This window comes from Campylobacter concisus, assembly GCF_003048985.1.
Lineage (GTDB): Bacteria > Campylobacterota > Campylobacteria > Campylobacterales > Campylobacteraceae > Campylobacter_A > Campylobacter_A concisus_AY.
In genome coordinates this window covers 105,572-127,716 of the sequence record NZ_PIRS01000008.1, presented here as the reverse complement: position 1 = coordinate 127,716, position 22,145 = coordinate 105,572, and the positions used below count along the sequence as shown (strand labels likewise).

Annotated in this window: 19 protein-coding genes and 2 pseudogenes; 6 read left to right on the top strand and 15 right to left on the bottom strand. The window is 37.8% G+C overall.

All coding sequences use genetic code 11. The annotated features are described in order from the left end of the window. From CVS91_RS06915 to CVS91_RS06900, 4 genes are all read right to left on the bottom strand, one after another. On the bottom strand, nucleotides 1-1,165 hold a 1,165-nt coding region (locus CVS91_RS06915), incomplete at its 3' end, for a cache domain-containing protein (protein WP_159071403.1). 132 nt (nucleotides 1,166-1,297) lie between these two features. Further along, nucleotides 1,298-2,068 (bottom strand): basic amino acid ABC transporter substrate-binding protein, encoded by a 771-nt coding sequence (locus CVS91_RS06910; RefSeq protein ID WP_107831220.1) that lies wholly within the window; start codon nucleotides 2,066-2,068, stop codon nucleotides 1,298-1,300. Nucleotides 2,069-2,080: 12 nt separating this feature from the next. After that, nucleotides 2,081-2,809, bottom strand: a complete 729-nt coding sequence (locus CVS91_RS06905; RefSeq protein ID WP_107831218.1) for an amino acid ABC transporter ATP-binding protein — start codon at nucleotides 2,807-2,809, stop codon at nucleotides 2,081-2,083. Continuing rightward, complete coding sequence (locus CVS91_RS06900) at nucleotides 2,802-3,512, bottom strand: amino acid ABC transporter permease (RefSeq protein WP_107831215.1); 711 nt, start codon at nucleotides 3,510-3,512, stop codon at nucleotides 2,802-2,804. Before CVS91_RS06900 ends, CVS91_RS06905 begins: the two co-directional genes overlap by 8 nt. A 145-nt stretch (nucleotides 3,513-3,657) precedes the next feature. Here CVS91_RS06900 and putP point away from each other — a divergent pair, with 145 nt between their 5' ends. Beyond that, a complete protein-coding gene (gene putP / locus CVS91_RS06895) occupies nucleotides 3,658-5,145 on the top strand; it encodes a sodium/proline symporter PutP (protein WP_107831213.1) in 1,488 nt (495 codons plus the stop codon). 48 nt (nucleotides 5,146-5,193) lie between these two features. Here putP and CVS91_RS06890 read toward each other — a convergent pair. From CVS91_RS06890 to CVS91_RS10320, 5 genes and pseudogenes are all read right to left on the bottom strand, one after another. Then, a pseudogene (locus CVS91_RS06890) lies at nucleotides 5,194-5,436 on the bottom strand (tRNA (adenosine(37)-N6)-threonylcarbamoyltransferase complex transferase subunit TsaD); the annotation flags it as partial. A gap of 21 nt (nucleotides 5,437-5,457) precedes the next feature. Next, nucleotides 5,458-5,820, bottom strand: a pseudogene (locus CVS91_RS06885) (bifunctional tRNA (5-methylaminomethyl-2-thiouridine)(34)-methyltransferase MnmD/FAD-dependent 5-carboxymethylaminomethyl-2-thiouridine(34) oxidoreductase MnmC); the annotation flags it as partial. Between the two features lie 135 nt (nucleotides 5,821-5,955). Then, nucleotides 5,956-7,488: a glutamine-hydrolyzing GMP synthase gene (gene guaA, locus CVS91_RS06880; protein WP_107831209.1), complete on the bottom strand. Its 1,533-nt coding sequence runs from the start codon at nucleotides 7,486-7,488 to the stop codon at nucleotides 5,956-5,958. Nucleotides 7,489-7,498: 10 nt separating this feature from the next. Next, on the bottom strand, nucleotides 7,499-8,887 hold the full coding sequence (nhaD, locus tag CVS91_RS06875; protein ID WP_107831207.1) for a sodium:proton antiporter NhaD: 1,389 nt from the start codon (nucleotides 8,885-8,887) through the stop codon (nucleotides 7,499-7,501). A 113-nt stretch (nucleotides 8,888-9,000) separates the two neighbouring features. Further along, complete coding sequence (locus CVS91_RS10320) at nucleotides 9,001-9,168, bottom strand: lipoprotein (RefSeq protein ID WP_199906244.1); 168 nt, start codon at nucleotides 9,166-9,168, stop codon at nucleotides 9,001-9,003. 30 nt (nucleotides 9,169-9,198) lie between these two features. Here CVS91_RS10320 and CVS91_RS06870 point away from each other — a divergent pair, with 30 nt between their 5' ends. The 4 genes from CVS91_RS06870 to CVS91_RS06855 are packed head-to-tail and all read left to right on the top strand — an operon-like array spanning nucleotide 9,199 to nucleotide 15,062. Continuing rightward, nucleotides 9,199-9,651: a hypothetical protein gene (locus tag CVS91_RS06870; RefSeq protein WP_107831205.1), complete on the top strand. Its 453-nt coding sequence runs from the start codon at nucleotides 9,199-9,201 to the stop codon at nucleotides 9,649-9,651. After that, complete coding sequence (gene uvrC / locus CVS91_RS06865) at nucleotides 9,645-11,462, top strand: excinuclease ABC subunit UvrC (RefSeq protein ID WP_107831203.1); 1,818 nt, start codon at nucleotides 9,645-9,647, stop codon at nucleotides 11,460-11,462. The genes CVS91_RS06870 and uvrC overlap by 7 nt, the downstream gene beginning before the upstream one ends. Continuing rightward, nucleotides 11,459-12,193: a hypothetical protein gene (locus CVS91_RS06860; RefSeq protein WP_107831201.1), complete on the top strand. Its 735-nt coding sequence runs from the start codon at nucleotides 11,459-11,461 to the stop codon at nucleotides 12,191-12,193. The genes uvrC and CVS91_RS06860 overlap by 4 nt, the downstream gene beginning before the upstream one ends. After that, nucleotides 12,183-15,062: a histidine kinase gene (locus CVS91_RS06855; RefSeq protein ID WP_107831199.1), complete on the top strand. Its 2,880-nt coding sequence runs from the start codon at nucleotides 12,183-12,185 to the stop codon at nucleotides 15,060-15,062. The genes CVS91_RS06860 and CVS91_RS06855 overlap by 11 nt, the downstream gene beginning before the upstream one ends. A 276-nt stretch (nucleotides 15,063-15,338) precedes the next feature. Here the strand turns inward: CVS91_RS06855 and CVS91_RS06850 are convergent, their stop codons facing one another. The 6 genes from CVS91_RS06850 to mscL form a co-directional block, all read right to left on the bottom strand. Continuing rightward, the gene (locus CVS91_RS06850; RefSeq protein ID WP_107831197.1) at nucleotides 15,339-16,142 is read right to left on the bottom strand and encodes a phosphatidylserine decarboxylase; all 804 of its coding nucleotides are present in this window, start codon (nucleotides 16,140-16,142) and stop codon (nucleotides 15,339-15,341) included. 1 nt (nucleotide 16,143) lies between these two features. Beyond that, a complete protein-coding gene (locus tag CVS91_RS06845; protein WP_107831195.1) occupies nucleotides 16,144-17,256 on the bottom strand; it encodes a metallophosphoesterase in 1,113 nt (370 codons plus the stop codon). 221 nt (nucleotides 17,257-17,477) lie between these two features. After that, entirely contained in the window at nucleotides 17,478-18,848 is a 1,371-nt protein-coding gene (locus CVS91_RS06840) for a multiheme c-type cytochrome (RefSeq protein WP_107831193.1), read from the bottom strand. Nucleotides 18,849-18,857: 9 nt separating this feature from the next. Next, on the bottom strand, nucleotides 18,858-19,430 hold the full coding sequence (locus tag CVS91_RS06835; RefSeq protein ID WP_021089703.1) for a cytochrome c3 family protein: 573 nt from the start codon (nucleotides 19,428-19,430) through the stop codon (nucleotides 18,858-18,860). Between the two features lie 120 nt (nucleotides 19,431-19,550). Continuing rightward, nucleotides 19,551-20,189, bottom strand: coding sequence for a Crp/Fnr family transcriptional regulator (locus CVS91_RS06830; RefSeq protein ID WP_107831191.1), 639 nt, complete (start codon nucleotides 20,187-20,189; stop codon nucleotides 19,551-19,553). Between the two features lie 98 nt (nucleotides 20,190-20,287). Then, a complete protein-coding gene (gene mscL, locus CVS91_RS06825) occupies nucleotides 20,288-20,695 on the bottom strand; it encodes a large-conductance mechanosensitive channel protein MscL (protein ID WP_107831189.1) in 408 nt (135 codons plus the stop codon). Between the two features lie 146 nt (nucleotides 20,696-20,841). Here mscL and gltX point away from each other — a divergent pair, with 146 nt between their 5' ends. After that, nucleotides 20,842-22,137: a glutamate--tRNA ligase gene (gene gltX, locus CVS91_RS06820; RefSeq protein ID WP_107831187.1), complete on the top strand. Its 1,296-nt coding sequence runs from the start codon at nucleotides 20,842-20,844 to the stop codon at nucleotides 22,135-22,137. Nucleotides 22,138-22,145: the final 8 nt, after the last annotated feature.

Below are 22,145 nucleotides of genomic sequence, written 5' to 3'. Positions count from 1 at the left end.
GGTTTTCTGTGATCCTAGCTTTTAAATTTCCTTTTTCTATCTCTTTAGCTGTTGATACTGATTGATTAACAGCAGTAGCATCTTGATTAGCAGTGTCTTGTATCTTTTTGATGTTTTCGTTGATGAGTTCTGCCATAACGCCGAATTCATCTTTAGAATTTATATATATAGGGTCTGCTTTATTTGTCTTATAGTTAAGTAGATCAAAGAAAGATAGTAGGCCTGTTTTTAGTTTGAGGATGATTTTTAAAAGATATGAAGATAGGTAAAGTGAGAGCAATAGTCCTAAAATAAGCACCACTACAAGAACACCAACAGATGCATATGCAAGTGAGTTTAGATCCTCCAAAAGCTCATCTTTATCAAGCTCACCGATAAGATACCAGCCCATATTTTTGATATATTTTGAGCCAATCAATAAATTTCTGCCATCTATTTCTAGTGAGACATAGCCACCATTTTCACTGAGAAGTTTTTTGAGATTTGCTTCGCCAACTATATCTTTTAGATTGCCGCTTACGTCTTTGCCGATCTTGATGTCGCCTTTTTCATCGACTAGTAGAAATTTACCGCCGCGGCCTATCTTTTGTGACTGGACAAAATTTACTATCTCGCTTAAATTTACGCCAGTCGCTGCGATACCATAAAATTTATCATCTTTTTGAACTTTGTAGTTTATATACATCATTATCTTGCCGCTGCCGTCTTCAGCCTTGTTGATGTCGATTAGGCTTGGGCTGCTGCCATCTTTTAAAGCATAGTACCATTTGTCATTTTCTGGGTTAATGACCTTTAAAATTTTATCTTCGACGTAGTAGTTTAGGGTTCTATCTGAGCCAAACATTATTGTATCTAGCTTTAAATTTTTAGCAAGAGTTTGAAAATAGTCAAACAAGACCTTTCTGCCGTGCTCGTCCTCGCCATTTTTGACCCAGTCTATTAAAAAGCTATTTTGAGTTATTTGATAAGAAGCGTCGATTATCTTATCGATGTAAGATTCTATTTTATAACCAACTTCATTGACTGCAAGTGGAAATTCTTTGCTTTCAACTCTATCGGTATATAAATTTTTAGCCATGTTATAGGTCACAAGACCAACCACACTAACACAAACCAAAAGCATGACACTTAGCACAAGTGCCGTTCTCATCCTGAGTGACTTCATTGCGTTCTCCTTAAATTAAATCAAGTTGACAATTTTATTACAATATATTTAAATAATATTTAATTTTATAAATTAGAAATTTGTGAGATTTTTTGCAAGAAGCATTTTGCCTCTTGCAATTTATATTAGGATTTATTTTTTAAGGCCGTATTTAGCGAGCATTTTGTCAAATTCGCCAGATTTTTGAAGCTCTTCGATCGCAGCATCTATCTTTTTGATAAGATCAGTGTGTTTGCCCTTATCAAATGCCATCGCAAAGCCCTCTGTGCCGTCAGGAAGTCTTAAAAACTCCTCTAAGTCTGGATTTTGTTTCAAAAACTCAACACCTATTGGACTATCAGTGAGCACAACATCGATCTTACCGGCATTTAGTGACATTATAGCTGCCGCTACGTTTTCAGCTGGGATTGACTGAGTTGTGATCTTTTTAGCTGCATCCTCTTGGATTGTGCCAACTTGAGCTGAAATTTTCTTATCTTTAAGATTGTCTTTATTTACATCTGAACCTTTTTTGTGAATAAATAAATTCTCTGAAAAATAATATGGCTTAGTAAAATCAACTGACTTTCTTCTCTCATCAGTCGCGCTCATACCGCTTATCGCGATATCGATCTTGCCTGTTTTTAAAGCTGGTATTAGCCCATCAAAACTCATATTTGCAACGTCAAATTTGATCCCAGTTTTTTTAGTGATCTCATTTAGAAGATCTATCTCAAAGCCAACGATTTGATTTTTATCATCAAGATACTCAAATGGAGGATAATCAGCACTTGATCCGACCTTATAAACTACCTCTTTGCTAGCTTCTGGCGCATTTGCAGCGGTTTTTTTGCCGTTATCATCACCACAACCTATAAAAAACAGAACCAACCCTAACGCTAGAACTTTTAATAAATTTTTCATTTTTCTCCTTTATTAGTGGTTTAAAATTTTGCCTAAAAACTCTTGTAGACGCTCATGTTGCGGATTTGTAAAGACGTTTTTTGGCGTGTCATCAACGGCTATCTTGCCTTTGTCCATAAAGAAAATTCTATTTGCCACGTTTCTTGCAAAGCCCATCTCGTGAGTCACCACAAGCATAGTTATGCCCCTTGCTGCGACATCTTTCATGATATCAAGCACCTCACCGATCATCTCAGGATCGAGCGCACTTGTTGGCTCGTCAAATAGTATCACCTCCGGCTCCATTGCTAGGCTTCTAGCGATCGCGATACGCTGTTTTTGACCGCCTGAGAGCTTATGCGGATAGGCAAATTTCTTATCGCTTAGCCCAACGCTCTTTAACAGCTCCTCAGCCCTCTTCTCGGCACTCTCTTTGTCTAAAATCCCAGCTTTTATCGGAGCTAGGGTCAAATTTTGCAAGACGTTTTTGTTTGCAAAAAGGTTAAAGTGCTGAAACACCATACTCACTTTTTGTCGAATTTTATTTATGTCTGATTTTTTATCCAAGATATCTTCGCCGTTTATCTTGATATGCCCACTATCTGGCTCTTCAAGGCGGTTTATGCAGCGTAAAAATGTACTTTTGCCGCCACCACTTGGGCCAATTATCGCTATAACCTCACCTTTTTTGATATTTACGCTGATGCCGTTTAAAACGAGTAGATCGCCATAGCTTTTATTTAAATTTTTAATCTCAATCATGGCGATTTAGTCTCCTCTCAAGTAGTTTCACCAAGAAGGTGAAAAATTTAACGCTCACATAGTAAACGATGCCTGTAAAAATGACTGGCTCTGGGCTGTAAAACACCGCCTGAAGGCTCTTACTTTGCATTGTGATATCAACGACACTTATATAGCCAACGACTGAAGTCTCTTTAAAAAGTGAGATAAACTCATTTGCAAGCGCTGGCAAGATATTTTTTGTAGCCTGCGGAAAAACCACCTCACGCATAGAAACGTAGTAGTTTAGGCCCATCGCGCGAGCTGCCTCCATCTGGCCTTTATCAACGCTATTTATGCCGCTTCTTACGATCTCAGCGACGTATGCTGAGCTATTTAGTCCAAGTGCGATCACAGCGACGTAGAAGTTGTCACTCCAAGTGGCGAAAATGACCACTGAAAATATAAGAAGTTGAAGTATTACAGGCGTTCCACGCAAAATGTCGATGTATTCGTCTATTATAAAATTTATAACTTTGATGTTTAAAAATTTAATAAACGCCAAGATAAATCCAAGCGTAATACCTATGGCGACACCACCGATAGTAAGCCCCAGCGTCACTCCGTAGCTCTTGATATATGCGATCTCTTGCGCCTCGCTAAGATCTCTTGGATAGAAAAAGTATGTTCCAAGTGAGACAATTATTATAAAAAATAGAAATTTGGCTAAGTTTTGAGCGTTCAACTTCGTCCTTTCTTTAAAATGTAGCCTCAAATGATACGAAAAAAATTATATCATTTTGCTTAAATGAATTTAAGGATTGCCTAGCATTGAAATTTAAATAAATTTGTAATAACATAAGCGTTTTATTTTATTTGAAAGGAAATTTATGAGCTTTGGGTCTTATTTAGCCATCGCCATCTATTTTGGTTTCTTGCTCTTCATCGGACGATATTTCTACGATAAAAATGCAAGTATGAACGAGTATCTACTGGATAACCGCCAAATGGGTCCAGTCGTCACCGCACTTAGCGCTGGCGCTTCTGATATGAGTGGTTGGATGCTACTTGGCGTGCCCGGGGCATTATACGCGACTGGCGTGGCAAATATCTGGATGATAGCTGGCCTTATCGTGGGAGCTTACTGCAACTACTTATTTCTAGCAAAAAGGCTTAGGGTCTATACCGAGGTTGCGAGCGACAGTATTACGATACCTGATTTTTTAGAAAACCGCTTTAAAGATAGGACGAAAATTTTAAGGATCATATCAGGTCTTATCATCTTGATATTTTTCACACTATACGTAAGTAGTGGCATCATCGCTGGCGGCAAGACATTTGAGAGCTTTTTTGGCTTAAAATTTGCATACGGAGCGGTCTTTACGCTAATCATCGTAGTCTTTTACACATTTTTTGGCGGATTTAAGGCTGTTAGCATAACTGACGCATTTCAGGGACTTTTGATGTTTTGCGTCCTAGTCTCGATCCCAGTCGTGGCATATCTAAATTTAGACCTGCCAAGCGATACAAATTTGATAAAAGAGATAAGCAGACTTGACGCAAATCACCTAAATCCATTTAGAGATCAGACTTTCTGGGGCATTTTGGGCCTTCTAGCTTGGGGCTTTGGCTACTTTGGGCAACCACATATCATCGTTAGATTTATGGCGATACGCGACTCAAAAGAGCTTGCAAAGGCAAGAAGGATCGGCATCGGCTGGATGACGATCGGTCTACTAGGTGCTATCATGAGCGGACTTATCGGATTTGTCTATTTTAGCCAAAGAGGCGGACTAAGCGATCCTGAGACCGTGTTTTTAAAGCTTGGTGAGCTACTTTTCCCACCATTTTTTATAGGTATCATCATCTCAGCCGTGCTTTCAGCGATCATGAGCACCATCTCAAGCCAGCTTTTGGTCACTTCAAGCTCGGTCACAAAGGACTTCATCTTTGCCTTTTATAAAAAAGAAGTTAGCCAAAGCACGCAAACAGCGATCAGCCGCTATGCAGTCGTGGTCGTGGCGATAATTGCCACTGTGCTTGCCTTTATCTCTACAGATAACGTTTTAAACGTTGTTGGCAACGCTTGGGCTGGATTTGGCGCGAGCTTTGGTCCGGTGCTTCTTTTTAGCCTTTACTGGAAACGTATGAGCGCACTTGGAGCACTTGCTGGTATGATAGCTGGCGGTGCTACCGTGATATTTTGGATAACATCAGGGCTAAATGCCTATGTTTATGAAATTTTACCTGGCATTTTAACCTCAAGCCTAGCCATCATCATGGTAAGTATCTGGGGCGACGCGATAAATAAAATGACTAGCGAGCCACACGAACAAGTGATAAAAGATGAATTTGAAAAGATGAAGACAAGGCTTTAAATTTAAACAAGGTGGCTAGCTTTAGCCACCATCAAATTTACTCTAATTTTAAATTTCAAATTTCTTAAAACTAACCCTTGGATTTATAGTTAGTTTATCATGCGAGATAAACTCTTTTTTTAAGTATTTCTCACGTCCAGCTCTTGCTATCATCAGCGCATTATCAGAGCAAAACGCAAGTGGAGCTAACAAAAGCTCGCACCCATTTTTTTGGCAAAGAGTTTCAAGCCTTTTGCGTAAATTTAAATTTGCACTAGCTCCGCCAACTATGCCAAAATGCTTGAAATTTCTATGAGATCAAGCTTGTTAAATTTATACCTTTAGTCCTTTTTTTAGCTTTCTTATCAAAAATCTAGCAGGATGAAGCTCAAAAAATAGCGATCTTTCTATGCAAAGTGGGCGAGCAAGCACAAGATCCATTATCAAATTTGCTCCAAGTATCGCCGTGCCAAGGCCACGTGATCCGTGAGCGAAATTTACAAAGACATTTTTTTCGTAGCTTGCTTTTGGATTGTTATCTTTATTTTTACTCCAAAATAGCCCCTTGTAGTTTTGCTTGTAAAACACCTCATCGTGCAAAGCGCCAATTATCGGAAACCTATCTCCGCTATAACTTCTATATCCCACACGTGAGCCGATAATGGTGGCTTCTCTGGTGTCAAAAAACTCGCTCACCAACACTAAACAATACAAATTTAACTAAAAAATTTATAAACAAAAAGCCAGTTAAAATGAAATTTACGGAGAAAATTTTTAAGAGATTAAATTTACAAATTTAAAAGAGCAAAAGGTGGCGAACCACCTTTAGTTTTACTCCCACTCGATAGTTGCAGGTGGCTTGCTTGAGATGTCATAAACTACGCGGTTTATGCCATTTACTTCGTTTATAATGCGGCGGCTTACGTTTTCAAGCAGATCATAAGGAAGCCTTGAAAAACTTGCAGTCATGCCATCACTTGCATCGACTACGCGCACGCAAACAGCGTTTTCGTAGGTGCGATTATCGCCCATAACGCCAACAGAATTTACATTTAAAAGTACGCAAAATGCCTGCCAAGTTTTGTTATACCAGCCAGTGCTTTTTAGCTCGTCGCGTAAGATCACATCAGCTTTGCGAAGTAGCTCTAGGCTTGGTTTATTTACCTCGCCCATTATGCGGATCGCAAGACCAGGTCCTGGGAAAGGATGGCGGAAGACTAGCTCGCGGCTTAGTCCAAGCTCAAGTCCTAGCTTTCTAACCTCGTCTTTAAAAATCTCTCTTAAAGGCTCTATTAGCTCAAATGTCATCCAATCAGGCAAGCCTCCAACGTTATGGTGGCTCTTTATGGTCTTGCTTGAGCCAACGACTGAGCTTTCGATGATATCAGTATAAAGAGTGCCTTGAGCTAGAAATTTCACATCGCCATGCTTTTTAGCCTCTTTTTCAAAAATTTCTATAAATGTCTCGCCTATGATCTTGCGTTTTTTCTCAGGATCAACGACGCCAGCCAAGCGACCTAAAAATGTTTCGCTCGCATCTATGCTAACTAGCTCAACGCCAAGCTTTGTTCTAAATGTAGCCTCAACTTGCTCTTTTTCGTTTGTTCTAAGAAGTCCGTTATCAACAAATACAAGGATCAAATTTTCAGGCACAGCGGCTGCTAAAAGTGCTGCAGTCACAGAGCTATCCACGCCACCGCTAACTGCGCAAAGCACCTTGTGCGTGCCGACTGTTTTTCTTATCTCTTCTATCTTATTTTTAGCAAAGCTTCCCATATTCCATGTGCTCTCGCAGCCGCAAATATATTTAGCAAAATTCTTTAAAATTTGCGTGCCATACTCGCTGTGTTGTACCTCTGCGTGAAACTGGATCGCATAAAATTTGCGTTTATCATCGCCAAAGGCGCAATAAGGCGAATTTTCGCTGACCGCAATCGCCTCAAAGCCCTTTGGCAGATCTTTTACATAGTCACTATGGCTCATCCATACGATTTGTTTTGAAGGTGTATCTTTAAAAAGATCGTGCTCTTTTACCACACTAAGTTCAGCCTTGCCGTACTCTTTGTGATCAGCTGCTAAAACCTCAGCACCATGCGTGTGAGCAAGTAGCTGCATGCCGTAGCAAACGCCAAGTATAGGGATATTTAACTCAAAAACGCCATTATCACAAAAGTAAGCGTCTTTAGCATAAACGCTAGCTGGACCACCACTTAAAATGATACCTTTTGGATCTTTTGCCTTTATATCGCTTAGTTTTGCGTTAAATGGCAAAATTTCAGTATAAACTCCCTCTTCTCTTAGCCTTCTAGCTATTAGCTGAGTATACTGCGAACCAAAGTCCAAAACTATAATCGTATTGTTCATTTATAACCTTTTAAAAGTAGATGTGAAAAATTTCAAACTGCACATACCAAACAATGAGTGATACGATGTATCCCAAAACTACCATCCATGCATATTTCATATGCGCACCAAAGGTATAAATTCCTTTTAATTTACCCATTACTCCAACGCCAGCTGCTGAGCCAAAACTAATCATCGAACCGCCGATACCAGCTGTAAGTGTCACAAGTAGCCACTGACTCATAGACTCGCCTGCATCAGCTCCCATGGCTGGATTTGCTTTTAGCACAGCTGACATAACAGGGACGTTATCAACGACTGCTGAGAGGAAGCCAACACCGATATTTACAGGTGTTGAGCCAAATTTATCATAAAGTGACACAGCGTAATTTAAAAATCCAGCAAAGTGAAGAGCGCCAACTGCAGCTAAAATTCCAAAGAAGAAAAATAGCGTGTTGTTCTCGATCTTTGACATATAGTGAAAGACATTCATAGGTTCTTCGTCTTTGTGAGCTTTTTTGAAATAATACGTATAAAGGCTAAGTAGCGAGAAGCCAAACATCATGCCCCACATAGCTGGCAAGTGAAATAACTGATGCATCATAACTGCACAAAAGATAGTAAATGCACCTATAAAGATAACCGCTTTACCACCCTTTTTCATAACCACTTTTGGCTCATTTGCCACGTCAAAATGAGGCGCAGTATTTGGCACGATGCGTGAAAGTAAAAACGCTGTCACAAACCAGCCGATAAATGAAGCTGGGAAAAGTGCAAAAAAGTCTAAAAATGGTGACTTGCCAGCTGCCCAAACCATAAGTGTAGTGATGTCGCCAAATGGACTCCACGCTCCGCCTGCGTTTGCTGCTACGACGATGTTTATAGCACCTGCGACTAGGAAATTTGTATTATTTCTATCTATCGTTAAAAGAACGGTTGATAGGATAAGTGCTGTTGTTAGGTTATCAGCCACTGGGCTAATGAAAAATGCCAAAATACCAGTTAGCCAAAATAGCTTTCTGTAAGTGTAGCCTTTTGAAACTAGGTTGTATTTAAGTGCGTTAAACACATCTCTTTCAACAAGTGCCTCGATAAATGTCATCGCCACCATCAAGAAAAAGACGATCTGAGCTATCTCTAAGATCAGGTGATTTACCTCGTGCTCTAGCAAATGCACATCCATGCCATTTATAAGCATATAAACGCCGATAAGTAGGAACATAAAAGTGCCGATAAAAATGGCAGGTTTTGCCTTGTCGATGTGGAAATTCTCTTCTGCTGCTATGAAAAAATATCCAACAACAAAAATGATAAGCGATAAAATTCCCGCCCATGTAGTAGTTAAGTCAATAGCCGCAGCTTCTCCGTCAGCACCAAAGGCTAAAGCAAAAAACAAACTTAGAAGTCCAAATAACCTCATATACTCTCCTTGTAAGATAAAAATTTGCGTATTTTACTTAAATGAGCCTAAAATTTAGGTTAGTTAAATTTATTAAGCTTGCATTACATTTTTATCTTACGCCAAATTTAAGATCAAATTTTATTGATCTTGTCAGTTTTTTTCTCTTTTACAGGTGCATCGCCATAAAATGGATCGTCCTTGTAGCCGCAACCACTAAGTGCAAAAAGAGCTAAAATTAAAATAAAAGATGATAAGATTGCCTTATGAAAGACGCCAAATTTATGATAGATGCTATCCACGAAAATCCTTTGTATAAAGAAAAATTAAGCATGGCAGACGAGTGCCGAGAGCTTCTGCGCCTCATGGGTAAAGCAAAGCGATTTTACATAGCTTTTTGCTATGTTAGAGAAGGTATATTAACCTTCGTTCTCACTCATCCCTCAGGGCTTTTGGAGCTTAGACGTGATAGTAGTATAAATGATATAAAAGAGTTATTAAAAACATTTTGCAAGGTCAAAAAAGATAGCATTTTTGCAAGCGTCATCGAGCCAAAACCTCTTAGCGAGATCAACTATATAAAAAACAAAAAAGAAGAAAATATAAGATTTATCGTGAGCAAATATCTAAAATTTTTTACGCCGCAACCTACGCAAAGATCAAATTTTATAATGCCAGCAAGCAAGGGTGAGTTTAAAAATTTAGCCACAAATGAGCAAATTTATAAGAAATTTGAAGAGCTAAGAGAAATTTTGCTAAAGAAAAATGAGCAGGCAAGATGCTAATAGACGATATAAGAACGCTTCCAAACGAGCCTGGCGTATATCAATATTTTGACGCTCAAAACAGACTTTTATATGTTGGCAAGGCCAAAATTTTAAAAAACAGGGTCAAAAGCTACTTTAAATTTACTCCAAGCCTAGCCCCAGCTGAAAAGCTAAGCCCAAGAATTGCAAAGATGATAAGCGAGGCCGTGCACCTTGAATACATCGTCACGCCAAGCGAGGCAGACGCACTTATCTTAGAAAATTCCTTCATCAAGCAGCTTAAGCCAAAATACAACATCTTGCTTCGTGACGACAAGACCTACCCTTATATCTTTATAAATTTAAATGACGAATTTCCGAGATTTGAGATCACTAGAAAGGTAGTAAAAGGCTCAAATATACGCTATTTTGGGCCATATTTTAGTGGAGCTGGCGAACTACTTGAGGCGCTTTATCTAAATTTCAACCTAGTTCAGAAAAAGTCCTGCATCAAAGGCAAAAAAGCCTGCCTTTTTCACCAGCTAAAACGTTGCTACGCCCCATGTGAGGGTAAAATTTCAAAAGAGAGCTACGCCAAAATAGTCACTGAGGCTATCACAGCTTTGCAAAATCCAAATTTACTCATCGCTCGCCTTGAAGAGCTCATGCTAAACTACGCCAAGGCCGAAGACTACGAGCAAGCAGCCGCGACTAGAGATAAGATGCAAACACTTAAAAATATGCAAACAAAGGTCGAGGTTGATCTTGCTAAGCTTGAGGACTTTGAGGCCTACTCGGTCGCTTGCGTGCATGATATGATCTGCGCGGTGAGATTTAGCGTGCAAAGCGGCAAGATAACAGGCGTAAAAACTGACATCACGCAGGCTAAAAACGCTCAAAAAGACGAGATAAACGAGGCTTATAAGCAGGCTATTTTAAAAAGCTTCATCGCTGGTCAGCCAATAATCAGCACTAAAATTTATGTCCATGAGGACTTTGAAGATAGCGAGCTAGTGGAGGAAATTTTAAACGAGAGGTTTGGGCGTAAATTTAGCATCACTTGCCCAAAAATAGGCGATAAGCGTAAAATTTGTGAGATCGCCACCAAAAACGCCGAAGTTAGCATCGAAAAATACCTAAAAACGCACGATAACGAGCTGCTAAACGAGATAAAAGAGTATTTTAATCTAGCTCATACACCTTACGTGGTCGAGGCTTACGACAACTCGCACCTTTTTGGCGAGGCAAGTGTCGGAGCGATGGTGCGCTATGAGCATGGCGAGTGGGCGAAGCAAAACTACCGCCACATGCATCTAAGCTCTAAAAACGACTACGATCAGATGAGAGAGAGCCTCACTGCTAGAGCGCTTAGGTTTGATAAGCTTAGTCCGCCTGATCTTTGGGTCATAGACGGTGGTGAGGCGCTTTTAAACTTAGCCTATGAAATTTTAGCAAGTAGCGGCGCAAACGTCGATGTGATCGCTATCTCAAAAGAGAAAATAGATGCCAAAGCTCACCGCGCAAAGGGCGAGGCAAAGGATAAAATTTATACAAAAAATGGCAGTTTTAGCCTAAGCACGAGCGATAAAAAGCTGCAGTTTTTCCAAAAAATGCGCGATGAGAGCCATAGATTTGTCATCAGTTTTCACAGAAAAACAAGGCAGAAAAACGATATGCAAAGATCAGTGCTAAGACAAGCTGGCGTATCAGAGGGCAGTATCGCAAAATTAATAAGCTTTTACGGAAGTTTTGATAAAATCAGCGAAGCAAATTTAGACGAAGTGGCAAAAATAACAAACAAAAGCGTGGCAGCAAAGCTTTTAACGCTCAAAGAAGGAAATTTGAAGTGATAATATACGACAAAAACGGTCAAATTTTAGCGATGGGAGATATCTCTCTTGGTCTGCTTGAATTTAAAGATATAAGGGAGTTTTTAAGCGAGCATAAAGACATTGACGAGCTAGTTTTGGATTACAAAGAGCCTGGAGTTTTTATAGATTATCTAGCTAAAAGACCAAATTTAAGAGTAAATTTAAAGACTAAAAACGGCAAAATTTTAAATGCGACGCTTAAATTTTCAAAGATCAGCTCAGTAAAAAACGAAGAGTATTTCGAGCTTCTAATCCTAGATCAAACAGAAATTTACAGCCAAAACCAACAAGCTGCGATGAAAGCAAAGACAAAGCTTCGCTTGCCAAATTTAAAGGTAGATGAAAAAGAGCTTTTAGACAAAGAAGAAGAGGTTTTAAACGAGAGCTGGTTTAGCGAGACGGCTAGCTTTTTAAATTTAAGCAAAAGCGAGTTTGCGACCTATCTTGGTATATTTTTAAGCAAAGCAAAAGATAAGATGATATTTATCCAAAGTGCGGTGCAAGCAAGAGATACTAAATTTTTAGAAGAGAGCATAAAGATATTAAAAGAGCCGGCTCTAAATTTAAAGATCACTCCGCTTGTGGCAAATTTCGATGCACTACTTACCAGACCAAACAAAATGAAAAAGATCGCTCATATCAATGAAAGACTAGGCGAAATAAACACGCTTTGCAATAAATTTTCAAAAAGGCTTGGCCATGAGGGTTAGTAAATTTTTGGTTCTTTTGCCGATATTTTTGGCTGCTATCACTTGCTTTTATAATGGCGCACTCTACTTTGATAAATTTAGGATCTCTTATGACATAAATAGCGAGGTAAAAAAAGAAAGTTTGATAAGAAAAACCTTAGATGTGATCGTTTCAGAAAGAATTGCTTACGAAAGATATGAAAAAACTAGGTCGCCACAAGACGAAATAACACTAAGAAAAGCAAATGCTGCTAAAAATCTAGCTGTAAAAATATTTTTAAATAGCCTTTCTAACACATCAGATGACATAAGAATGAGAGATAGGCTAAATGAAGTTTTAAAAAACGCAAATGCAAGTTGGGAGAGCTCTAATCTCTCGTTTCTTAGCTTTGTTGAGTTAGCAAATTCTGCTGTTGAAAGTGGGCAAATTTTATTTAGAGATATTGCTTTAGACATTGATATCAAGCGCTATATACTCTCTTTACTCAGAGCCTATGAGCTGCTTCAAAACGTAAATACCACAAAAGAGCATATCTTGGCTGTGCTTATGGGTAAAGAAAAAATTACCGAAAGTTCGCTAAAACAATTTCTAAATAGCCTTAAATACAATGATATAAATGCAAATTTACTCCCAAATGGCGACATAAAAGACAACATAATAAGAGATATAGAAAGGCTTGATAATATAGAGACCTCTCAGGGCTATGACGAGATCCGCTTTAAGCTAAAGCTAAAAAATGAGCTAACACGTGATGAAATTTTGCAGATATATACCTTTGAAAGCAATAGAGCCAAGCTCTTTAGCAAGATAGCAAATGTCTTAAGTGACGAGCTAAAGAGATTAAATGATAACTTTAGAGTAAAGGTGCTTTGTCTAACGCTTTTGATGTTTTTTCTTTCTCTTTGGCTCTTTTACGCTGGCTATAAAACATACATCTGGCTAAAAGATCTAGAGAATTTAAATCAAAAAATGAAGTTTGTAAGAGATGAAATTTTTAAAAGAGGGGATAGAAATCCACAAAATTTAATAGAAAATTTCATAACCCTATATAAAGAGCTACTTCAAAAATATGAGCAAGAAAGAAGCTTTGCTGCTATAAAAGATAGACTGCTTGTTAGGCTAAGTAAGAAATTTTATCAAGCAAAAGAGCAGATCTTTAGCTCGGTCGCTACCCTAAAAAAAGATGAAAACGTCCTTAAAAATGAGCTTCTTTTTGAAAATTTAGAAAAAAATAGCCAAATAATCGCGCTAAATTATAGCAATATAAAAGGCTTGCTTGATAGCAAAAATGGCGAAGTTGGACTAAATTTAAAGCCATTTAACCCACAAATTTTATTTTCAAACATACTTGAAGCGCAGATACCTTTTACGCAAGAGAAAAAGCTAAATTTCTTAACCTATCTTGACGCAAACATTAGCGACGAGCTAGAGGGAGATAGCGAGAAGATAAGCGTCGTCTTTGGCTCTATCATGCAAGCTGTCGTGACAAAATGCGATAAATTTGCCAACTTGATAGTAGAGATAAAAAATGTCAGCGACGCCCTTAGTCAAAGTGGTCTTTTGCTAATCGAAACAAAGATAAGGACAAATCAAATTTTCATAAATGAAGAGCAGATAAAGGCTTTAAGCGCAGAAGATGAAAATGAGATAAATGACGAAGAGAGCGAGTTTTATCTAAGACTTGCCGGCTTTTATCTAAAGCTTTTTAACTCAAGCCTTGACATAAGCACGCTTGGCGGAGCTGGCAATGAGTTTAAATTTATCCTTAGCCTAAAAAAGGTGCAAAAACTGCAAAATTTCAGCCTAAATCACGAGCTAAGGATCGCGTATCTGCCTGATATAAATGCAAAATACAATGAATTTTTCGCAGCTACTTTAGAAGATATGGGGCTTAGGTTTCAAAATATTATCTCAAATAACCAAGCACTAGCGAAAAACTACGACATCGTCTTTGCAAGGCAGAGTGCTAGTAAAAATATAAATATAAAAAATGCGGTCTTGCTAAAAGATCCGCTCACGCCACTTAGTGTTGCGCGGCTTGTCTATATGGAGAAGAACAAGGGCGAGAGCTTGACTGAAGAGAAAGTGCTCTTTTTGCTATGTGATAAAAATCCGCTTAGTCTTGAGATGTTTTCGCGCGCTTTTAGCTTCTTAGACTGCGAAGTTATAGGCGTTAGCAGTCATAAAGAGCTTAAGCAAGCACTACTTTTAAATAGGTTTAACGCGGTATTTATTGATGCTTCATTTTTTGAAAATGGCGTGGCAAATTTCGTAAAAGAGATAAGATCGCTTCAAGAAGAGAAGATAAATTTAGTCGCTGTGGTCTCAAACACCTCAAATATCCCTGAAAGAGAACTGCTACCTGCTTTTGATGAGAAGATCAGAAAGCCTTTTAGCAAAGATGATCTAAATCAAATTTTGCCTAAATTTATAAAAAACTATAAGCCAAGCAAAGAAAATAGATACTTTAGCAAAAATGAAAATATAGTGATTTACAAGAGCACGAAGCTTGAAAATAAGATATTTGCTGGCGCTCTTGGCGAGTTTCAAAACACGCTTGAGATCGCAAATAGCTTTAGCGAGCTTTTGATAAAGATAAAGACAAAACCTTGCTCGTTAGCGCTTGTGGATGAAGCAGCAGAGGGCTTTGATATAAAAGAGCTAATAGCCACGATATCTGAGCTTAGATCGGGGCTAAAGCTAGATGCTAGAGTGCTACTTTTTAGCAACAACTTGGAGCTTAAAAATCAAAAAGAGTATATAAAAATCCTATCTCCAAGTGTGAGCAAGATAGAGCTTACAAACTTTGTAAAATCAGAGCTTGGTGAGATAAATTCGACCCAAAATGAACTAAAGAACAACTTTAAGTTTATAAAATTTAAGAGTTGAGTGTTTGGCTAGCTTGTAAATTTAAACTAAATTTCTAGGCTTGCATCTTTAGTAAATTTATGTGAGATAAAATTTAAATTTTTGCTGGTAAATTTGCCGCTTTGATTTAATGTAGCTTGCATTTTTGACAAAGCGATTTTAATCAAATTCTAGCTAAGGATTTGCAGGTTTTTGAATTTATTTAAGCCGATAGTAGATCAAATTTATTCTTAAAACGGCATAGGTAAAAATAGAAATTTAACTAGCCTGTAAATTTGGCATTAGGCTAGCTTTGGATCAATTTTGCTCTTTTATCCTACCGATAGCTTCAGCGAATTTAAGCTCTTTATTTTCAAAAAGGTTGTATTCGATCGCATCTTTTTCGCTAAGTATGACGATAGTTGAGCCAAGCTCGAAATTTCCAAGACGCTCGCCCTTTTTGATGTGTAAATTTTCATACTCATAAATTTGTGTAAAATTTGCCATCGCATTTGTCTGGATGCGTTCATCAAAGCAAAATTTCATCTTGCCAACGTTTAGCGCACCCACAAAAACTAGCCAAAGTTTTTTGCCATTTTTCATCTCACAAAGTAGCGCCACACGCTCGTTTTTGGTATAAAGGCTATCGACCTTGCCAAGCCATTTTACCGCCACACTGTAAAGCTTGCCAGGGATATAGACCGCTTTTTTTATCGTAATATCACAAGGTGCATGATAGTGATGATAGTCTTTTGGGCTAAGATAGATGTTAGCAAAGTCATACTCGCCCTCAAGCTCGCCCTGCCCCAAAAGCTCCTTCACGCCGTAGCTCATGCCTTTTATACTAAAAGCTTCTAGCTCTTTCGTGGTGCCAAAACTAAGGCAGGTACCATCAACAGGACTTATAAATATCTCATCTGCTGCGTCAAATTCTCTTGGCTTCAAAAGCTCTCTGGTGAAAAGTTTGTTTAAATTTTTATACTCACTTGCTGGCTTAAACTCGCTCATATCGATCTTAAATAGCTTTACATAAAAGGAGTTGATAAGCTCTTGAAGCGGCTTGAAAAAGTTTATTTTTGCAACCTTGCCAAAAATTTGAGAAAAGAGATTGTCCTTGTTCATTTTAGTCCTTGCTTAAATTTAAAATAGCGATCTCACTAGGAGCAAATATCCTAACCGGAGGTCCCCAAAATCCTGCACCACTACTAACATAAGCTTGCATTTTATCATTAATCTTATAAAGCCCATGTAAAAAACCTTGATCCAGCAAAACTAGGATACTAAAAGGGAAAATTTGTCCAGCGTGCGTGTGCCCGCAAAGCACTAGATCGACATCTTTTTGCATAGTTTTTATAAATTTTGGCTGATGAGAGAGTAGGATGGTAGGCAAATTTGGGTCACATCCTGCTAGCGCTTCGTTTAAATTTGGCTCTAAATTTTTAAACCTTATGCCAGCTAGATCATAGACCCCAGCTAAATTTATGCCAGCTATTTTTTCATTTTTATTGCCAAGTATCCTAATGCCAAGAGCGCGAATTTTTTCTAATATCCCATCAACTCCGTGGTAGTATTCGTGATTACCAGGAACATAAAAGGTGCCATAGGTGCTTTTAAGATTTTTTAATGGATCTAAAAAATCGCCTATAAGCTCGGCTCTCATATCAACCAAGTCGCCAACTATCACCACTAGGTCTGGTCTAGCTAAATTTATCTCTTTTGCAAGCTCAGCAACAAAGTCCTTTTGCAAAAACTCACCAATATGCACATCTGTTATCATGGCTATTTTTAGATCATTTTGTAAATTTTTTATTTTTATACTAATTTGTCTAATTTTTGGCGGAGTAAGTGCATTAAAAATTCCTTTTAAAAAGCAAGCAACTATAAAAACAACAAATGTCACATCAAAGCAAAATTTAATAAATTTTCGTCTTGTGGGATTAAAATGAGCTTTTGAACAAATAGATCTAACAACATCATAAAACAAACTAACACCAAATAAAAATAGAGAAAAACCAATGAGCGTCCCTGCTATCAGATAGAGTTCTATATTTAAAAAAGAAAATCTTAGTTGAAGAACAAATATAAACTCAAGCACACTAATAATATAGAAAAATATACGAATTTTTTTAAGATGCGGTGTAAAAAACGATACCTTTTTGATAAAACGTTTGTATGAGTATAAATTTGTAAGAACACTAAAGATAAATGCCCCAATAATTATCCGAAAAAGTCCCAAAATATCTCCTTGAAAACAAGGATTATATTTTATATTTTTAAATTTACATTATAAATTTTATTAATTATTTAGAACAATTTGTAGTGCTAAGCCGTATGATTTTATAATTTAAATTTATAAAAATAATTGTTAAAAGGTATTTGCTTTAGGATAATAACTAAAAGATAAAATTTTGGAATTTAAAAATAAAAAGGTGGGAAAAACTCCCACCCTAAAAAGCATTACTCTACTTTACCAGATTCCATTCTTTTTTTGTAGATCTCGCGAAGTTTTCTTATATCATTTTTAACTTCGAATACACCATGCCAGTGTGAGTAGTCAGGGCCACCCATTAGAGCGCCTTGTCTCATACGACGACCTTCATGGTGCCACATATGATAATAGACATCTTGGAATTCATCTGACCAAGCATCTTCTAGTAGTAGGTTTTTAGCTTTCAACTCTTCAAGCATCTTAGTTGCTTCAGCGCTATAAACGTTATAAAGCTCTACTTGTTTATCACCCATAATGAAGAAGTTATCTGTGTGAGTTGTAGAGTGGCAAGCTTTACAAACTAGTTTCATCTCAGCACGTGCTTTTTCAGGATCGCCACTTGGGTGACCTGCTAGAGGTGTTCCTATGTTTAGTTTGCCAGTTTTTTCGTAAATAGCAGCAGCTTGTTCATCACCAGCTGTTCTTAGCTTACTGCTGATGCCCCATAGGTTCCATTTTAGTCTTCTTGAAACGTTGTGAGTTGTTGTTGTTTCACCAACACCGCTCATATGACAAGCTGCACAAGTTGGAGCTCTAAAGTCTGGTACATCCCATGTATCAGGAGCAGCATCAAAGTTCCATTTGTGAGCTTCACTGTTATAGATATGTCCGTGCATTGAGTTGTTAAAGATCTCAATATCTGGGTGATCAGGTCCAAGGTGGCAAGATGCACAAGCAGCTGGTTTTCTAGCTTCAGCTATACTAAATGTGTGCGCGCTGTGACATGATTTACAGTTACCTACGCCACCATCTGGATAAACATTGCCTATACCATAGTTTGGCCAAGTCTCTTTTGTAGGTTTGTGATCAGCGTCTAGTTTGATGACGGTTCCGTGGCACTGAGAACAACCAGTGGCATCTGGAGCCATTTTAAAGTCAGGATGATCTGCTCCCTCATAGTGATACATTAGTTTCACCATTGCAGGATTAGCATACATTTGCATAGCAGCTCTTGCGTGACCGCTCTTTACTAGTTCATCAACTTCGTTTTCGTGGCACTTAGCACAAGTTTTTGGGCTAACTAGCATTGAAACATGGTTGTTAGAATCTTTTGGATGCACCTTAACTGAAGCCATAGGATTATCTGCATTTACAGAGTGGCAATCCATACAACTTACGCCAACGTGAGCGTGGCGACTATTTTTCCAATCGGCAACTATGCCGGGTGTCTCTTTAGCGTGGCACTCAACACAGCTTTTTGATAAGTCTGACATTTTGTGAGCAACTTTAATGTTTTTTACAACATTAAGGTTTAAAGCATCAGATTTATTTGCATCCATGTTTGCGGCAAAGCCAAAAGACATTAGACAGGCTAATAACATTAGCGACTTTTTAAACATCTCTCCTCCTTACTTGGTTTTATTGTTTTCTTGTTTTTTAATTGCTTCAAATTTATCGATTTGTAGTCCTAAATTCTTGTGACCAACATGCTCGTGGCAGTCAACACATGATTTTTTATTAGGATTTCCAAGAACGAAATAATCTCTATGTGGCAAGAATGATTTACCAGCTTGAATAACATTTTTTAAATTTGAGTGGCAAGTCAAACATCCACTATCATATACAAAGTGAGATGCATGCTCGCGTTTTTTACGCCAGTCGATCTTGTCTGTATCTGTAAAAAATGTCTTATAGCCATCATTTATCGATACTTTAAGTTTTGTAAGCACATAGGTATAGGCACTTGTATGATTTAGGTGACAGGCTGAACATTCAGCTTTTATGCCAAGCTTGTTATTGCCGCCGTGTACATCTTCATGATATGCAGCATTCATAGGATCCATCGTGTGACACATGGTACAGACAAATCCGCTACCAGTCGCATGAAGTGCATCAGCTATGCCCATAGAAGCGATAAGGCCGATTACGATGCCTATTATCACAGATGACCAAACAAAAAATTTCTTCTTAACTTCAGCCAAATTTTCCTCCTGAATTTATCAATATATCGTAAATTTTTACGAAAATTTTAGACGAATACTATCCAAAAATATATAAATTTTTTCTTTAAGTAAATGAAAATATTTATTTGATATTAACTTTCAATAAGAATAAATTTCTTGTAGCCCACCTATATCTTTTTCCAAAATTTGGTTCTTCTCATCAAGTTTGACTAAACCATTTGTTTTAAATTTATTTAAAATTCTCGAAAAAGTTTCTGGAGTCATATTGAGTATTGATGAAATTTTTGTATGCTTTAACTCATTAAATAGATCTTCATGATCTAAAATAAACCTAGCGACCTTCTCTTCAGAGCTTAGTATTAGCTCTTGGTGGAGTAAATTTGTAGTTATTCTTATCTTTTGAGCCATTGACTTTAGAAATTTCATGCAAATTTCTGGCTTTGTTAAAAATTGTGCTTCAAATTTTTCATAATTTATCTTTAAAACTTCACCAGAGATAGTAAAAATGGCGCTTGCAGGATAAGGGATATTTTCAAAATTTACGACTTCAGCTACAAAATTCATAGGTGCAAGCTGATGGATAAAAATTTCTTTGCCATTTGCCGTAGTTTTATAAAGCTTAACTGAGCCAGTTATCAAAAACGTAAGCCACTTTGGCTCCTCGCCCTCTATAAATAAAAACTCGCCTTTTTTGTATTTTTTAACAACACTTATTGCTTCAAGTTTGGCTAGGTCCTCGGCGCTAAGACCTTGAAAAAATGGGATTTGTTCTATCATATTTCACTCGCTTTTAAGATGAAAAAGCATTTTAGCATAAAAAATAGGACAAAATTTAACGGATTTCAAAGGGAGCTTTCTCCCTTTGATTTAAGAATTTATTTTTTAAGAAGATCTCTGATCTCTGTTAGAAGTGCTATATCAGCTGGAGTTTCAGGCTCTACAGGAGCTGCCTCTTCTTCTTTTGGTAATTTATTTTTAAGTGTATTTAAAGCTTTGATGACGCAAAAAATACAAAATGCAATGATTAAAAAATCAACCATTGTTTGTATAAATGAGCCATAGTTTATCGTAACAGCTGGCGCACCTTCTGCAGCTTCTTTTAGTGTTAGCTTAAGATCAGTGAAATTTACACCGCCTGTTATAACACCAACAACTGGCATAATAATATCACCAACTAGCGATGAAACGATCTTTCCAAATGCCCCACCGATAACAACACCAACTGCCATATCTATGACATTTCCGCGCATCGCAAATTCTTTAAATTCGCTGATAAAACTCATTCTTTCTCCTATAAATAGTTAAATTTTCGTGCGGATTTTATAAAAAATATGCTTTGCTTAGCCTAAAAATTTAAAATTACATAACTTTAAATTTATCAAGCGAGTGTTATAATCCAAACTTCAAATTTAACGTAAGGAATGAGCTTATGTATCGTTTTGCACCCTCTCCAACAGGAGATATGCACATAGGAAATTTACGTGCTGCTATTTTCAACTATATTTGTTCTTTGCAAGATAAAAGTGGCTTTATTTTACGCATAGAAGATACCGACAAAGAGCGAAATATCGAGGGAAAAGAGAAAGATATCTTAGAAATTTTGAGCAAATTTGGCATAAAACCAGAGCAAATTTACATCCAAAGTGAAAATTTAAAATTCCACAGACAGCTTGCATCAAAGCTTCTCATCGATAAAAAAGCCTTTGCTTGCTTTTGCACCGAAGAAGAGCTCGAAGCAAAAAAACAAAAAGCAAAAGAGCAAGGCGTGGCATATAGATATGACGGCACCTGCGAGAGACTAAGCGACGCTGAAGTTTTAAACTGCGAGAAGCCATTTGTCATCCGCATGAAAAAACCAACACGCACGATGAGCTTTACAGATGCGATCAAAGGCGAGCTAAGCTTCGAGCCAGACGCTGTTGATAGCTTTGTCATCATGAGAGCAGACAAAACTCCAACTTATAACTTCGCCTGCGCGGTTGATGATATGCTTGAGGGCGTAACCTTTGTCATACGCGGCGAGGATCACGTGAGCAACACGCCAAAGCAAGACCTCATACGTGAGGGGCTTGGATACACCGGCAAGATGAACTATGCGCATTTGCCCATCCTTTTAAATATAGAGGGCAAAAAGATGAGCAAACGCGAGAACGAATCAAGCGTAAAATGGCTCTTTGAGCAGGGATTTTTACCTGAGGCGATCGCAAACTATCTGATACTTCTTGGCAATAAAACTCCAACTGAAATTTTTACGATAGAAGATGCGGTGAAGTGGTTTGATATAACCAAAATTTCACGCTCACCTGCTAGATTTGACGTGAAAAAACTTGAGCAGATAAATAGAGAGCACATCAAAATTGCCTCAAAAGAGCGCATAAAAGAGATCTTTGGTGTGGATGAGAGCAAGGTTGAGCTAGTTAAATTTTACACTCAAGAGAGCTCTCTAGTGCCTGAGATAAAGGCAAAAGTAGAGGCTATTTACTCACCAAAAATAGCTCCAGATGAGTATAAAAACGAATTTGAGATCATCAAAAAAGCAGCTCTAAATTTAAAACCGTGCGAAACATTTGATGAGTTTAAAAAAGAGCTTATGAGCGCTACAAATTTAAAAGGCAAAAACTTTTTCATGCCACTACGTGCGCTTCTTACAAACGACCTTCACGGCCCTGAGCTTAGCGAGCTCTATCCGCTCATCAAAGATGATCTAGGCAACATTTTAATCTAGGAGCAAAA

Excerpts from the sequence above, each read along its gene's own strand:
- CVS91_RS06840 (WP_107831193.1), bottom strand. The coding sequence starts at position 18,848 with ATGTTTAAAAAGTCGCTAATGTTATTAGCCTGTCTAATGTCTTTTGGC.
- CVS91_RS06870 (WP_107831205.1), top strand. The coding sequence starts at position 9,199 with ATGGCAGACGAGTGCCGAGAGCTTCTGCGCCTCATGGGTAAAGCAAAG.
- CVS91_RS06850 (WP_107831197.1), bottom strand. The coding sequence starts at position 16,142 with ATGAACAAGGACAATCTCTTTTCTCAAATTTTTGGCAAGGTTGCAAAA.
- guaA (WP_107831209.1), bottom strand. The coding sequence starts at position 7,488 with ATGAACAATACGATTATAGTTTTGGACTTTGGTTCGCAGTATACTCAG.
- mscL (WP_107831189.1), bottom strand. The coding sequence starts at position 20,695 with ATGAGTTTTATCAGCGAATTTAAAGAATTTGCGATGCGCGGAAATGTC.
- gltX (WP_107831187.1), top strand. The coding sequence starts at position 20,842 with ATGTATCGTTTTGCACCCTCTCCAACAGGAGATATGCACATAGGAAAT.
- CVS91_RS06855 (WP_107831199.1), top strand. The coding sequence starts at position 12,183 with ATGAGGGTTAGTAAATTTTTGGTTCTTTTGCCGATATTTTTGGCTGCT.
- CVS91_RS06910 (WP_107831220.1), bottom strand. The coding sequence starts at position 2,068 with ATGAAAAATTTATTAAAAGTTCTAGCGTTAGGGTTGGTTCTGTTTTTT.
- putP (WP_107831213.1), top strand. The coding sequence starts at position 3,658 with ATGAGCTTTGGGTCTTATTTAGCCATCGCCATCTATTTTGGTTTCTTG.
- CVS91_RS06830 (WP_107831191.1), bottom strand. The coding sequence starts at position 20,189 with ATGATAGAACAAATCCCATTTTTTCAAGGTCTTAGCGCCGAGGACCTA.
- uvrC (WP_107831203.1), top strand. The coding sequence starts at position 9,645 with ATGCTAATAGACGATATAAGAACGCTTCCAAACGAGCCTGGCGTATAT.
- CVS91_RS06905 (WP_107831218.1), bottom strand. The coding sequence starts at position 2,809 with ATGATTGAGATTAAAAATTTAAATAAAAGCTATGGCGATCTACTCGTT.
- nhaD (WP_107831207.1), bottom strand. The coding sequence starts at position 8,887 with ATGAGGTTATTTGGACTTCTAAGTTTGTTTTTTGCTTTAGCCTTTGGT.